This is a genomic window from Streptomyces sp. CB02414 (assembly GCF_001905385.1).
GTDB lineage: Bacteria > Actinomycetota > Actinomycetes > Streptomycetales > Streptomycetaceae > Streptomyces.
The window spans coordinates 793,254-806,918 of record NZ_LIPF01000002.1 but is presented as its reverse complement, the minus strand read 5'-3'; the positions used below and the strand labels follow the sequence as shown (position 1 = coordinate 806,918).

The 13,665-nt window shown below is 71.7% G+C and carries 12 protein-coding genes; 4 read left to right on the top strand and 8 right to left on the bottom strand.

The annotated features are described in order from the left end of the window. Nucleotides 1-5: 5 nt before the first annotated feature. The 3 genes from AMK11_RS09875 (at nucleotide 6) to AMK11_RS09865 (ending at nucleotide 3,320) form a co-directional block, all read left to right on the top strand. Entirely contained in the window at nucleotides 6-989 is a 984-nt protein-coding gene (locus tag AMK11_RS09875) for an ABC transporter ATP-binding protein (RefSeq protein ID WP_073725242.1), read from the top strand. Continuing rightward, on the top strand, nucleotides 976-1,872 hold the full coding sequence (locus AMK11_RS09870; protein ID WP_073725240.1) for an ABC transporter permease: 897 nt from the start codon (nucleotides 976-978) through the stop codon (nucleotides 1,870-1,872). The genes AMK11_RS09875 and AMK11_RS09870 overlap by 14 nt, the downstream gene beginning before the upstream one ends. A gap of 188 nt (nucleotides 1,873-2,060) precedes the next feature. Then, nucleotides 2,061-3,320, top strand: coding sequence for a hypothetical protein (locus AMK11_RS09865; RefSeq protein WP_073725238.1), 1,260 nt, complete (start codon nucleotides 2,061-2,063; stop codon nucleotides 3,318-3,320). A gap of 54 nt (nucleotides 3,321-3,374) precedes the next feature. Here the strand turns inward: AMK11_RS09865 and AMK11_RS09860 are convergent, their stop codons facing one another. After that, nucleotides 3,375-4,331, bottom strand: a complete 957-nt coding sequence (locus AMK11_RS09860; protein ID WP_073725236.1) for a M28 family metallopeptidase — start codon at nucleotides 4,329-4,331, stop codon at nucleotides 3,375-3,377. A gap of 186 nt (nucleotides 4,332-4,517) precedes the next feature. After that, nucleotides 4,518-4,988, bottom strand: coding sequence for a VOC family protein (locus AMK11_RS09855; RefSeq protein WP_073725234.1), 471 nt, complete (start codon nucleotides 4,986-4,988; stop codon nucleotides 4,518-4,520). A gap of 36 nt (nucleotides 4,989-5,024) precedes the next feature. Here AMK11_RS09855 and AMK11_RS09850 point away from each other — a divergent pair, with 36 nt between their 5' ends. Then, nucleotides 5,025-5,633, top strand: a complete 609-nt coding sequence (locus AMK11_RS09850) for a CGNR zinc finger domain-containing protein (RefSeq protein WP_198941335.1) — start codon at nucleotides 5,025-5,027, stop codon at nucleotides 5,631-5,633. A 28-nt stretch (nucleotides 5,634-5,661) separates the two neighbouring features. Here the strand turns inward: AMK11_RS09850 and rarD are convergent, their stop codons facing one another. The 6 genes from rarD to AMK11_RS09820 form a co-directional block, all read right to left on the bottom strand. After that, nucleotides 5,662-6,708 (bottom strand): EamA family transporter RarD, encoded by a 1,047-nt coding sequence (gene rarD, locus AMK11_RS09845; RefSeq protein ID WP_073725232.1) that lies wholly within the window; start codon nucleotides 6,706-6,708, stop codon nucleotides 5,662-5,664. 143 nt (nucleotides 6,709-6,851) lie between these two features. Continuing rightward, nucleotides 6,852-7,706 carry an SDR family oxidoreductase gene (locus AMK11_RS09840; RefSeq protein WP_073725230.1) on the bottom strand — a complete coding sequence of 285 codons (855 nt, stop codon included), beginning with the start codon at nucleotides 7,704-7,706 and terminating at the stop codon, nucleotides 6,852-6,854. A 158-nt stretch (nucleotides 7,707-7,864) separates the two neighbouring features. Continuing rightward, the gene (locus AMK11_RS09835) at nucleotides 7,865-8,923 is read right to left on the bottom strand and encodes a 2-oxoacid:ferredoxin oxidoreductase subunit beta (RefSeq protein WP_073725228.1); all 1,059 of its coding nucleotides are present in this window, start codon (nucleotides 8,921-8,923) and stop codon (nucleotides 7,865-7,867) included. Further along, a complete protein-coding gene (locus tag AMK11_RS09830) occupies nucleotides 8,916-10,844 on the bottom strand; it encodes a 2-oxoacid:acceptor oxidoreductase subunit alpha (protein WP_073725226.1) in 1,929 nt (642 codons plus the stop codon). Before AMK11_RS09830 ends, AMK11_RS09835 begins: the two co-directional genes overlap by 8 nt. Nucleotides 10,845-11,096: 252 nt before the next feature. Then, nucleotides 11,097-11,768 carry a response regulator transcription factor gene (locus tag AMK11_RS09825; protein ID WP_073725224.1) on the bottom strand — a complete coding sequence of 224 codons (672 nt, stop codon included), beginning with the start codon at nucleotides 11,766-11,768 and terminating at the stop codon, nucleotides 11,097-11,099. A 410-nt stretch (nucleotides 11,769-12,178) separates the two neighbouring features. Next, nucleotides 12,179-13,549, bottom strand: coding sequence for a sensor histidine kinase (locus AMK11_RS09820; RefSeq protein WP_073725222.1), 1,371 nt, complete (start codon nucleotides 13,547-13,549; stop codon nucleotides 12,179-12,181). Between the last annotated feature and the right edge of the window lie 116 nt (nucleotides 13,550-13,665).

Sequence of the window (13,665 nt, the reverse complement as noted above, 5' to 3'; positions counted from 1 at the left end):
AGCCGATGGCCGAGCCGTCCGCCACGGAGCCGGAGCACCCGGAGCGCGGGAGCGGGGACGACGCCGTCATCGCCACCCGCGCCCTCACCAAGCGCTACCGCGGCGGACAGCTCGCCGTGGACGGTCTCGACCTGACCGTCCCGGCGGGCAGCGTCTTCGGCTTCCTCGGCCCCAACGGCTCCGGCAAGACCACCACCATCCGCATGCTGATGGGCCTGATCGAGCCCACCTCGGGCACCGCCGCCGTCCTCGGCAGACCGGTGCCGCGCGACGCCCGCGCCGTACTGCCCCAGGTCGGCGCCCTCATCGAGGGCCCGGCCCTGTACGGCTTCCTCTCCGGCCGCGACAATCTGCTGCGCTACGACTCCGCCGACCCGACCGCCGACCCCCGCACCCGGCGCGAACGCGTCGCCGCCGCGCTGGACCGGGTGGGCCTCGCGGCGGCCGCCGGCAAGAAGGCGAGGGCGTACTCGCTCGGCATGAAGCAGCGCCTCGGGCTCGCCGCGGCGCTGCTCCAGCCGCGCCGCCTGCTGGTCCTGGACGAGCCCACCAACGGACTCGACCCGCAGGGCATGCGCGAGATCCGCACACTGGTGCGCGAACTCGCCTCCGACGGCACCACGGTCTTCCTCTCCTCCCACCTGCTGGACGAGATCGAGCAGGTCTGCACGCACGCCGCCGTGATGGCGCGGGGACGGCTGATCACCCAGGGCCCGGTCGCCGACCTGTCGGCCGGGGCTCGCGGCCGGCTGGTGGTGACCACGCCGGACACGGGGGAGGCGGCCCGGGTGCTGAAGGAGCAGGGAGCCGGTGACGTGACCGTCGCCGAGGGCCGGGTGACGGCGGAACCACCCGACCGCGACCTCGCCGACCTGAACGCCGCCCTGGTCACGGCCGGCGTCCGGGTCCGCGGCTTCGGCGTGGAACGGGCGTCGCTGGAGGACGCGTTCGTGGCGCTGACCGGGGAGGGCTTCGATGTCGCAAGCTGAGACGCTACGGCGGCCGACGCGCACCCCGAACCCGCTGTGGACCTTCGGGCTGCTCCGCAGCGAACTCTCGGTCACCTTCCGTCGCTGGCGCACCCTCGCCCTGCTGGGCGTGCTGGCCGCCGTCCCGGTACTGGTGGGCATCGCCGTGAAGATCGAGACGAGCGACGGCTCGTCCTTCGGCGGAGGCGGGGGCGGCGGAGGTGGCGGGGGAGGCCCGGCCTTCATCTCGCAGATCAGCAACAACGGACTGTTCCTGGTCTTCACCGCGCTCGCCGCGACCCTCCCGTTCTTCCTGCCGATGGCCGTGGGCGTCGTCGCGGGCGACGCGATCGCCGGCGAGTCGAGCGCGGGCACCCTCCGCTATCTCCTGGTCGCCCCCGCGGGCCGCACCCGTCTGCTGCTCACCAAGTACGCCACGGTGATCGCCTTCTGCCTCGCCGCGACCCTGACGGTCGCGGTCTCTGCGCTCGCGGTCGGCGCGCTGCTCTTCCCGGTCGGCGACCTGATCACCATCTCCGGCACCCGGATCACGTACGCCGAGGGCCTGGGACGGGCCCTGCTGATCGCCCTGGTCGTCGCCGCCTCACTCGTCGGCGTCGCGGCCCTCGGCTTGTTCGTCTCGACCCTGACCGGCAGCGGCATCGCGGCGATGGCGACCACGGTCGGGCTGGTGATCACCGTCCAGATCCTCGACCAGATCCCGCAGCTCGACGCGCTCCAGCCGTATTTCTTCTCGCACTACTGGCTGTCCTTCGCCGACCTGATGCGCGAACCGGTCTACTGGGACGATCTGACCCGGAACCTCGGCCTCCAGGCCCTGTACGCGGCGGTCTTCGGCTCGGCGGCCTGGGCGCGGTTCACGACGAAGGACATCACGGCCTGAGCCGCGGTCGGCGGGCTCGGCTGTGCCAGACGGCTCTCTCGCACCTGGAACGAGCCTGTGACACCCCGGTGACGCGAGAACCGGGAGCGAGCGGCGAGACTCGACGGTAGGTGTACGACAGGCATGACAGGCTCTGGACGGTACGGGCACCAAGCCGCCGACGGAAGCCGCCGATGAGTGGGGGAACGATGTCTCGACTCGGCCGTGACAGGCAACGGGAGCACGAGGACGCCGAGCGTTCGCCCGGCCCTGCGGTGGCGCCGATCGACGTCCGTGTGCCGGCGGTCGCGTCGGCCGCTTCCGGCGCGCGCAGCGCTTCGGTCGACGGCTCACCTGTCGTCGCCGCCCCCGGCGAGGAGATCCAGAACGCCGTCCTGAACCGCCTCCACCGCCTCGCCGTCGCCGCCGGCCGACCCGTCCTCGCCACGATCCACGACGAGCGCATCGGATGCTCCGTCCCGCTCCGGGTCGACCCGGACGGCTCCAGCCACCTCGCCGGGGAACCGGCGCCGACGAGTGACGAACGAGGTGCCGTACGGCCGGACCGGCCCACGCACGTCCTGCGCTCGGTGGCACCGGCAGGGGACAGCGCCCCGACGTTCCGTCTGGCACCGGTGCCCGAGCCGCGGCCCACGCCGGCCGGCGACTCCTCGCCGACCTTCACGCTGCGGGCCCTGCCGGAGCCGGCGGGCGGTGCGGAGACGGCCGCGGCGCCCGGGACGGTGGCGCCGCCGACGGGCGCCTTCGGGCCGCCGCCCCGGATGGACGGTGGCGTGGCGAACGGTGGCTTCGAGGACGAAGGCGTGGGCGGGGGAGAGGAAGCGTACGGGCGCGAGGGAGCGCGAGCGGCCGGCGGGCCGTTCCTCGTCGTGCCCGACGCGGACCCGGCCCCCAAGCCCACCCCCACCCCCACCCGAGGCTTCGACGCCGTCGCCGAGGCCGTGCTCGGGGACGGGCCGCTCACCGCCCCCGGGGACGCCACCGCCCCCGCGCTCCTCGCGGAGCCGACCGCGCGTATCAACGAGGCCGTCAAGGAAGGACGTACGGAGGAGGCGGCGCGGCTCGCGGAACAGGCCGTGGCGGACGCCTCCGGGACGCTGGGACCGGAGCACGCCGAGGTGCTCCGGCTCCGCGAACTCACCGCCTACATCGCCTACTTGTCCGGTGACCCCGACCGTGCCTTCCGGCTCTCCCTGGACCTTGCCCGGATACACCGCCGCGCGGGCGACGCGGAGGCCGCCTACGGCAACGTCCAGAGCGCGGCCACCGCCTGGCGCGCCGTACGCGACCCGGCACGCGGGCTGGAGCTCGGCCACGACCTGGTGGGCCTGTGGGGCGAACTGGCCGCCGAGGACGGCCCGGCCGCCGAGGACGCCGAGGAGCTGGAGTCGGCCCGTACCCGCATGGGCCGCCTCACCGAACGCGCCGCCCGCGCCCAGGCCGGCTGAGACCGGCCCGCGATCCGGCCGGACCCGTGATCCGGCCGGACCTGAGAGGCGGTGCTACTGCGACAGCTCCCACATCGCGTACGCGATGGCGTCGCTGTTGCGGTCCAGGGCCGTGTCGTCGATGTTGGCCGTCGTGTCGCACGACGAGTGGTAGCACCGGTCGAACGGCTGGCCCACGGTGCCGCCCCACTTGGCCGCCTGCGCGGACGTCTTCCGGTAGCCGGCGCCGCTGAAGAGGCCGCCGACCGGAACCCCCGCGTTCTTGAAGGGCGCGTGGTCGGAGCGGCCGTCGCCTTCGGTCTCGATCTCCGTGGGGACGCCGAGGCCGGCGAAGTAGTCCTTGAAGGTCTTCTCGATCGTGGGATCGTCGTCGTAGACGAAGTAGCCGGGGTTCGGCGAGCCGATCATGTCGAAGTTCAGGTAACCGCTGATCTTCGCGCGGCCCGACGAACCGAGGCTGTTGACGTAGTACCGGGAGCCGACCAGTCCCAGCTCCTCGGCGCCCCACCAGGCGAAACGCAGGTGCTTGGCGGGCTGGTGGCCGGACCGGGCCACGGCGAGCGCGGTTTCGAGGACGGCCGCCGATCCCGAGCCGTTGTCGTTGATTCCGGGACCGGAGGAGACGCTGTCCAGGTGTGACCCGGCCATGACAACCTGATTCGCGTCGCCGCCGGGCCAGTCGGCTATCAGGTTGTACCCGGTGCGGCCGGAGGCGGAGAACCGCTGGACGGTGGTGGTGAACCCGGCTGCGTCCAGTTCGGCCTTCACGTAGTTGAGCGACGCCTGGTAGCCGGGGCGGCCGTGGGCGCGGTTGCCGCCGTTCGCCCTGGCTATCGACTGGAGCTGCGCCAGGTGTGCCTTGACGTTGGTCACCGGTATGTCGGGCGCGGCGGCTGCCGCGGGGGCGGGAACGGCGGCGGGCGCCGCGCCGGCCACCGATCCGCCGGCCGTCAGTGTGGCGACGGCGACGGCGCCGGCCGTCAGCGCACGTCCGGAAAGGGGGAGCTTCATGTGGGGGGCTCCGAATTCCTGGGGAGTCCCTGGGGGCGGACTCCGCTGTGAATGGGGTGCCTGGATGGTGGGGCCGGGACTGACCGCTCGTCAAGACCGTTAACCGGCCATGATGTTGCGCATATCGGAGACCTGACCGGTCACCCGCGCCGCGCGGCCGTCTTGTCCCCGTTCCCCCTCCGCCCCCTAGTGCACGCAGAATTCGTTCCCCTCGGGGTCCGCCATCAACACCCACTCCCCGCCCGGCTCCTTCACGTGCCGCAGCACGCTCGCCCCCAGCGCCTCCAGCCGGGCCACCTCCTCCTCGCGCCGTCCCTCGGCCGCGTGCACGTCGAGGTGGACGCGGTTCTTCCCGGACTTGGCCTCCGGGACCCGCTGGAACAGCAGGCGCCGTCCCAGTCCGGCGCCGCTCTCCTCCTGATGGGGGTCGTCGGGGTGCCGTACGGCGGCCAGGTCCCGCCAGGCGCGGCGGCCGTGCGACTCGGTGGTCAGCTCGGGCGGTACGGCCCCGAAACCCAGCAGCTTCTCGATGAGCGCGCTGTTGTCCTCCACCTCGTAGTGCAGGGCGGCGGCCCAGAAGTCCGCCTGCTCGTGCGGCGCGGCGGCGTCGATGACGACCTTGAAGTGCAAGGGGGCGGGCCCCGGGGTCGAAGTCATGTAACCAGTTATAGTGGTTACGTGAGTGAGCGGGCAATGGAATCGCCGGACACGTCCCCCGGACTGACGCTGGTGTCGCACGAGGGCAAGCCGTACCGCTTCGACCCGGGTGCGCTGTGCCTGGAGTTGCTGACGACGGGCGGGCCGGGCGACTACGCGCGCTGGGAGGTGCTGCACCGCCCCGAGGACCTGGCCGCCTGGGCCGACCGCAGCCGGCTGCCGGGCGGGCTCGACCTGGTGGTGGAGCGAGCCGATGTCCGGCGGGCCCGGGCACTGCGCGATGCCCTCTTCCTGCTCGCCGCGGACCGCGCCCACGGACGCCCACTGCGGCCCGAGCACCTGGACGCGGTCAACGCCGCGGCCGCCGAGCCGCCGCTCGCCGCCCGCATCGAGGCGGACGGCACCCGCGGCTGGGCCCCCGGGGCCACGGGGGCGCGTCTGCTGTCGACGGTCGCGCGCGACGCGGTCGAGCTGTTCACGGGCCCCTACGCCGACCGTGTCCGCGAGTGCGGCGCGCACAACTGCAAGCTGCTCTTCGTCGACACCTCACGCCCGGGCCGCCGCCGCTGGTGCGCGATGGAACACTGCGGCAACCGCGAGAAGGCCAGGGCCCACCGCGCCCGGCGGGCACCTCGGACGCGCTGAAGGAAGCAGGAGCCGTGAGGGAGGGGCGCTACGGCTTTCCCGCGGGGGCGTCGGCCTGTTCGTTGCCGGCCGGGTCCTGGGCCGGGACCCCGGAGGCCACGATCCCCTTCTCCCGGCCGGTGCCGTCCTTGGCCGGCGGAACGCCGCCCCCCGCCCGGTCCAGCTGGGCCCGGAGGGCCCGGGCGTTGCGGTGGGCCGTGCGCAGGGCGTCCCAGGTCAGCAGGGAGAGCGCCAGCCAGACCAGTGCGAAGCCGGCCCAGCGCTCGGGCGGCATGGCCTCACCGAAGTACAGGACGCCGAGCAGGAACTGGAAGACCGGGGCCAGGTACTGCAGCAGCCCCAGCGTGGACAGCGGCACGCGGATCGCCGCCGCGCCGAAGCAGACCAGGGGGATGGCGGTCACCAGGCCGGTGGCGGCCAGCAGAGCCGAGTGGCCGAAGCCTTCGGTGGTGAAGGTCGACTCGCCCTGCGCACCCAGCCACAGCACGTAGCCGAGCGCCGGCAGGAACTGGATCGCCGTCTCGGCGGCCAGCGACTCGACGCCGCCGAGGTTGACCTTCTTCTTCACCAGGCCGTACGTGGCGAAGGAGAAGGCGAGGCAGAGGGAGATCCACGGTGGCTGGCCGTAGCCGACGGTGAGGACGAGCACGGCGGCGAAGCCGGTCCCGACCGCCGCCCACTGCGCGGGCCGCAGCCGCTCCTTGAGCAGCAGCACGCCCATCGCGATGGTGACCAGCGGGTTGATGAAGTACCCGAGCGAGGCCTCGACCACGTGGCCGCTGTTCACGGCCCAGATGTAGACGCCCCAGTTCACGGTGATGACCGCGGCGGCCACGGCGACCAGACCGAGCCTGCGCGGCTGCCGCAGCAGCTCCCCTGCCCACGCCCAGCGTCGTACGACGACCAGGGCCACGGCGACGAAGGCGAGGGACCACACCATCCGGTGGGCGAGGATCTCCCCGGCGCCCGCGGGCTTGAGCAGCGGCCAGAACAAGGGGACCAGGCCCCACATCCCGTACGCCGCGAAGCCGTTCAGCAGGCCTATTCGCTGCTCACTCCTGGACGACCCGGCCACGGGCACCTCCTTCTCGCACACGGCATGCCGGGGACGGGGAGGCATGCCAGAACGAAGGTAGCGCCGCACCCACCCGCCTGTCATGCCCGTATCGCAATACGGTCATGACAGGCGGGCGGGTGTGTGTGGAGGGGGGCCCGGAGTCAGTCCTTGAGCGCGGCGGCGACGGCCTCCGCGAGCGGCGTCGTCGGGCGGCCGGCCAGCCGGGACAGGTCGCCGGTGGAGACGACCAGTTCGCCCTTGGCGATGGCGGCGTCCACACCCGCGAAGACGTCCGCGAGCGGTCCGGGCACCCCGGCGCCGGTCAGGATGCCGGTGTAGGCCTCGGCGGAGACGGGGTTGTAGACGATCTCCTTGCCCGCCTGCCGGCTCAGCTCGGCGGCGTACTCGGCGAAGCTCCACGCCTCGTCGCCGCCCAGCTCGTACGCGGTGTTCTCGTGGCCCTCGCCGGTCAGTACGGCGACGGCGGCGGCCGCGTAGTCGGCGCGGGAGGCGGAGGAGACCCGGCCCTCCCCGGCCGCCTGCACGACGGCGCCGTGCTCCAGGACCGGGGCGAGCTGCTCGGTGTAGTTCTCGTGGTACCAGCCGTTGCGCAGCAGCGCGTACGGCACGCCCGAGCCGACCAGCACCTCCTCGGTGGCGCGGTGGTCGTCGGCGAGCGCGGCCGTGAGGCTGCTGGGGGCGCTGGTGTAGGCGAGCAGGGCGACGCCGGCCTTCTTCGCCGCGTCGATCACGACCGTGTGCTGCCCCACGCGGCCCTTGTCGAACTCGTTGCCGGAGATCAGCAGGACCCGGTCGCCGGAAGCGAAGAGGCCGTCGAAGGTCTCGGGGGAGTTGTAGTCGGCGATCGCGAGCCGGATGCCGCGGGCGGCGAGGTCGGCGGCCTTGTCGCGGTCCCGGACGACGGCGGTGACCTGGTCGGCCGGGACCTTCTCCAGCAGTTGCCGCACGACGTGGCGGCCGAGGTGTCCAGTGGCTCCGGTGACGACGATGCTCATGGCTTCAGTGCTCCTGGTGGGGGTGTGTTGCCACTAACCCTAGGAGGTGCGCTATCTAAAAGATAGTGCCCACTTTGAAGTAAGGTACCTACCTCTGGGTAAGCGAAGGGCCCGGACGCTGTTCGTCCGGGCCCTCGTGTGCTGTGCGCGGCGGTCTGTCAGCCGACGACGGTCCAGGTGTCGCCGCCGGCGAGCAGTGCGGTGAGGTCGCCCTTGCCGTTCTGCTCGATGGCGGTGTCGAGCTGGTCGGACATGAGGGTGTCGTAGACGGGCCGTTCGACCGAGCGCAGAACCCCGATCGGGGTGTGGTGGAGGGTGTCGGGGTCGGCGAGCCGGGACAGGGCGAAGGCGGTGGTCGGTGACGTGGCATGGGCGTCGTGGACCAGGACGTCCGCTTCGTTGTCCGGCGTGACGGCGACGACCTGGAGGTCGCCGGTGGCCGGGTCCCGGACGACGCCCTTGGCGTTGTCGGTGCCGAAGCGGATGGGCTGTCCGTGTTCGAGGCGGATGACGGCTTCCTCGGCCTGCTGTTTGTCCTTGAGGGCGTCGAAGGCGCCGTCGTTGAAGATGTTGCAGTTCTGGTAGATCTCGATGAGGGCGGTGCCGGGGTGGTCGGCGGCCTGGCGCAGGACCTCGGTGAGGTGCTTGCGGTCGGAGTCGACGGTGCGGGCGACGAAGGAGGCTTCGGCGCCCAGAGCGAGGGAGACGGGGTTGAAGGGGGCGTCCAGGGAGCCCATCGGCGTCGACTTGGTGATCTTGCCGACCTCGGAGGTGGGGGAGTACTGGCCCTTGGTCAGGCCGTAGATCCGGTTGTTGAACAGGAGGATCTTGAGGTTGACGTTGCGGCGTAGGGCGTGGATGAGGTGGTTGCCGCCGATGGAGAGGGCGTCGCCGTCGCCGGTGACGACCCAGACGGACAGGTCGCGGCGGGAGGCGGCGAGGCCGGTGGCGATGGCGGGGGCGCGGCCGTGGATGGAGTGCATCCCGTAGGTGTTCATGTAGTACGGGAAGCGGGAGGAGCAGCCGATGCCGGAGACGAAGACGATGTTCTCCTTCGCCAGGCCCAGCTGCGGCATGAAGCCCTGCACGGCGGCCAGGATCGCGTAGTCACCGCAGCCGGGGCACCAGCGCACTTCCTGATCGGACTTGAAGTCCTTCATGGACTGCTTGCCCTCGGCCCTGGGGACGAGCTGGAGCAGTGCGTTGGCGTCAGCCATCGATGGCCTCCTTCAGGACGGTGGCGAGCTGTTCCGCCTTGAACGGCATGCCGTTGACCTGGTTGTACGACTCCACGTCGACCAGGTACTTCGCCCGGACCAGGGTGGCGAGCTGCCCGAGGTTCATCTCGGGGACCACCACCTTGTCGTACCTCTTGAGTACGTCGCCGAGGTTGTGCGGGAAGGGGTTGAGGTGGCGCAGGTGGGCCTGGGCGACCGCTTCTCCGGCCGTCCGCAGCCGGCGCACGGCGGCGGTGATCGGTCCGTACGTCGAGCCCCAGCCGAGCACCAGGGTCCGTGCCCCGTCCGGGTCGTCGACCTCCAGGTCGTCGACGTCGATGCCGTCGATCTTGGCCTGGCGGGTGCGGACCATGAAGTCGTGGTTGGCCGGGTCGTAGGAGATGTTGCCGGTGCCGTCCTGCTTCTCGATCCCGCCGATCCGGTGCTCCAGCCCGGGGGTGCCCGGCACCGCCCAGGGGCGGGCCAGGGTGTGCGGGTCACGCTTGTACGGCCAGAACACCTCGGTACCGTCGTCCAGGGTGTGGTTGGGGCCCTGCGCGAACTGCACCGTCAGGTCCGGCAGTTCACCGGTCTCCGGGATGCGCCAGGGTTCACTGCCGTTGGCCAGGTAGCCGTCGGAGAGCAGGAACACCGGCGTGCGGTAGGCCAGGGCGATCCGCGCCGCCTCCAGAGCCGCGTCGAAACAGTCCGCCGGAGTGCGCGGCGCGACGACCGGGACCGGTGCCTCGCCGTTGCGGCCGTACATCGCCTGCAACAGGTCCGCCTGCTCGGTCTTGGTCGGCAGACCCGTCGACGGCCCGCCGCGCTGGATGTCCACGACCAGCAGCGGCAGCTCCAGCGACACCGCGAGCCCGATCGTCTCGCTCTTGAGCGCCACCCCAGGCCCCGACGTCGTCGTCACCGCCAGCGACCCGCCGAACGCCGCGCCCAGCGCCGCGCCGATCCCGGCGATCTCGTCCTCGGCCTGGAAGGTGCGCACACCGAAGTTCTTGTGCTTCGAGAGTTCGTGCAGGATGTCGGAGGCCGGGGTGATCGGGTACGAGCCCAGGAACAGCGGCAGGTCCGCCTGGCGGGAGGCGGCGACCAGACCGTAGGCCAGGGCCAGGTTCCCGGAGATGTTGCGGTAGGTGCCGGGCGGGAACGCCTTCGACGCCGGAGCCACCTCGTAGGAGACCGCGAAGTCCTCCGTGGTCTCACCGAAGTTCCAGCCCGCCCGGTACGCGGCGATGTTCGCGGCGGCGATGTCCGGCTTCTTCGCGAACTTCGTCTTCAGGAACTTCTCCGTGCCCTCCGTGGGCCGGTGGTACATCCAGCTCAGCAGCCCGAGCGCGAACATGTTCTTGCTCCGCTCGGCCTCCTTGCGGGAGAGGTCGAACTCCTTGAGCGCCTCCACCGTCAGCGTCGTCAGCGGCACCGGATGCAGGTGGTAGCCGTCGAGGGAACCGTCTTCCAAGGGGGAGTCGTCGTAGCCGACCTTCTGCATCGCCCGCTTGGTGAACTCGTCGGTGTTGACGATGATCTCCGCACCGCGCGGCATGTCGCCGATGTTCGCCTTCAGCGCCGCCGGGTTCATTGCCACCAGCACGTTCGGGGCGTCGCCGGGGGTGAGGATGTCGTGGTCGGCGAAGTGCAACTGGAAGGACGAGACACCCGGCAGGGTGCCGGCGGGTGCCCGGATCTCGGCCGGGAAGTTCGGCAGCGTCGACAGGTCGTTGCCGAACGACGCGGTCTCCGAGGTGAAACGGTCGCCGGTGAGCTGCATCCCGTCGCCCGAGTCCCCCGCGAACCGGATGATCACCCGGTTCAGCCGGCGGACGTCTTTCGCTCCGGCCGGTTTGCGCTGCTCTCCCACGACGGTTCCGTCGGCCTGCTCCGCTGGGCTGCTGACCTGGCTGGTCACTGACTGGACCTCCCTCGAGGCGGCTGTCCGGGGAGTGGTCTCCCACCGACCATCCCAGGATCAACACTACGTCCGCAGGGGTTGGCTTCCGGTGGACATTCGCATGATGGACACGACCTCGAGATGGTCGGCCGCCTCGCAGTCCCACGGTTTCCGCGCCCCCCGGCGCCCGTGAAGACGCCCCCGGCTCGTGCTCCGGTTTCTCATTCGTTCGGATGAGCGGCCGGTCATTCCGGGGTGTGGGCTGCCGTGTCAGGAATTGAGATAGGTGAGGACGGCGAGCACCCGACGGTGATCACCGTCGCTGGGGGACAGCCCCAGCTTCTGGAAGATGTTGCTGACGTGCTTCTCCACGGCCCCGTCGCTCACCACCAGCTGTCTGGCGATCGCCGAGTTCGTCCGGCCCTCGGCCATGAGGCCCAGGACCTCCCGCTCCCGCGGGGTGAGCCCCGCGAGCACGTCCTGCTTGCGGCTGCGCCCGAGCAACTGGGCGACCACCTCGGGGTCCAGGGCCGTACCGCCCCCGGCCACCCGCACCACCGCGTCCACGAACTCCCGCACCTCGGCCACCCGGTCCTTGAGGAGGTACCCGACGCCCCGGCTGGAACCGGCCAGCAGCTCCGTCGCGTACTGCTCCTCCACGTACTGGGACAGCACCAGTACGCCGAGACCGGGATGCGCCTTGCGCAGCTGCACCGAGGCGCGCACGCCCTCGTCGGTGTGCGTCGGCGGCATCCGTACGTCCGCCACCACGACGTCCGGCAGCTCGCCCTGCGCGTCCAGCTCGGTGATGGTCTTGATCAATGCGTCACCGTCGCCGACACCGGCCACGACCTCGTGCCCCCGGTCGGTCAGCAACCGGGTCAGCCCCTCTCGGAGCAGCACTGAATCCTCGGCGATGACCACCCGCACCCTGTCCTCCACGATCCTCGGCCCCCCACAGCCCGTCCACCGCACGGCCCGCGCGGCCCACGCCGCGTCCACGAACCCGTCCGTGTGACAGGACCAGCATTCCAGCAACGGAGACCGAATGCGCTCGGGCAACGGGAAGAGGACGCGAAGCAGGGGGGTTCCGGCCGGGTCCGGCTGCTCGGCGACCGACTATCGGCCACCTTGGCCGGGTCCGGCTCGGTGACGCCGGTCGGGGTCCTGATCGGGCACGCCGGCCGGGGTGCGGCTGCCACGCCGATCGGGCTTCGGCCCGGTCCGGCATGGCACGGCATGGTCTGGCCCGGCAGGGGCCGGCTACGCCGGGACGGGTCCGGTACCTGCACGCCCCGCCTCCTCCGTCCAGCACGCGCGGTGCCGGGCGGAGGAGGCGGGAACCGGGCGGCTCAGCGGCCGGCCGCCGGCTCGCTCCGCCACGGCAGTTCCGCGGTCACCCGCGTCGGGCCGCCCTCCGGCGAGTCCACCACGAGGATTCCGTCCACGGCGTCGAGCCGTTCCGCCAGGCCTGCCAGCCCCGAACCGGCCGACACCTCGGCTCCGCCCGCACCGTTGTCCACGACCTGGAGCATCAGCCGGTTCTCCACGCGCCAGACCTCCACGAAGGCCGCCGTGGCCCGCGCGTGCTTGCTCACGTTCTGCAGCAGCTCCGAGACGGTGAAGTAGGCGATGCCCTCGATCGCCGACGCCGGCCGCTCGGTCAGGTCGACCTCCACCTGCACCGGGACGGTGCAGCGGGAGGCGACCGAGGAGAGTGCCGCGTCCAGGCCGCGGTCGGTCAGGACCGCGGGGTGGATGCCGCGGGCCAGGTCCCGCAGCTCCTGGAGCGCCGTCTTCACCTCGCCGTGGGCCTCGTCCACCATGACCGCCGCCGCCCGCGGGTCCTCCCTCAGCTTCTCCTTGGCCAGTCCGAGATCCATGGCCAGGTTGACCAGGCGGGCCTGGGCCCCGTCGTGCAGGTCGCGCTCGATGCGCCGCAGGTCGGCCGCGGCGGTGTCGACCACGGCCCCGCGGTCCGACTCCAGCTCCACCACCCGGGTGGCCAGCCGCGACGGCCCGAGCAGCCCGTGCACCATCACCCGGTCCACCGTCGTCAGCGCCCGGACGATCCACGGCGTCGCCAGCGTGAACAGCAGACCGACCAGCGCGGTCATGGTGATCTCGAACGGGTTGTCCAGGTAGACCCGGTGCGTCTCGTCACCGTAGAGCTGGAGCCCGTCCTGGCCGGCGTACATCGGGAACACCCAGAACCACAGCGGGTACGTGAGCATCGCCCACCCGAACGCCCAGACGTTCACGGCGACGACGAAGGAGAACACCGACCACGGGAACTGCAGCACCGCGTAGAGCAGGCTCCGCCAGGACACGCCGCTCTTCAGGACGGCACCCATCCAGCCCATCGCGCCCTGCTTCTTCATCCGCAGCGGCTCCGGGTCGGACACCCGCAGACCCAGCAGGACCCGGGCCCGTGCCCGCTCCATCGCACCGAAGCCCCGGCAGCCGGCCAGCGCCGCCGCCAGCACCGGCACGCCCAGGAACGTCACCAGCAGCCCCGCCCCCAGGGACATCATCGTGACGGCGTAGGTGAAGAGCAGGATGCCGATCGGCAGGCTCAGCAGCACATAACCGAACTCGCGCCAGCTGCGCGCCTCGAACGGCGCGCGCAGCCCCGCCGGCAACCGGTGGCGTCGCGCGGCGGTGTCCTCGGGAAGGCCGGACCCGCTCCCGAACCCGTAACTGTGTCCGTAATCCGTGGCCATCGGTGCCGTCCTTCTCCTCGTCCTATGGCTGTGCTGTCGTAACTCCACCCTGATCGACCGCCCGCCCACGGGCCATGGAGCCCGTCGGCGTCTCGAGAGGGGGGTTTTCCCCACCC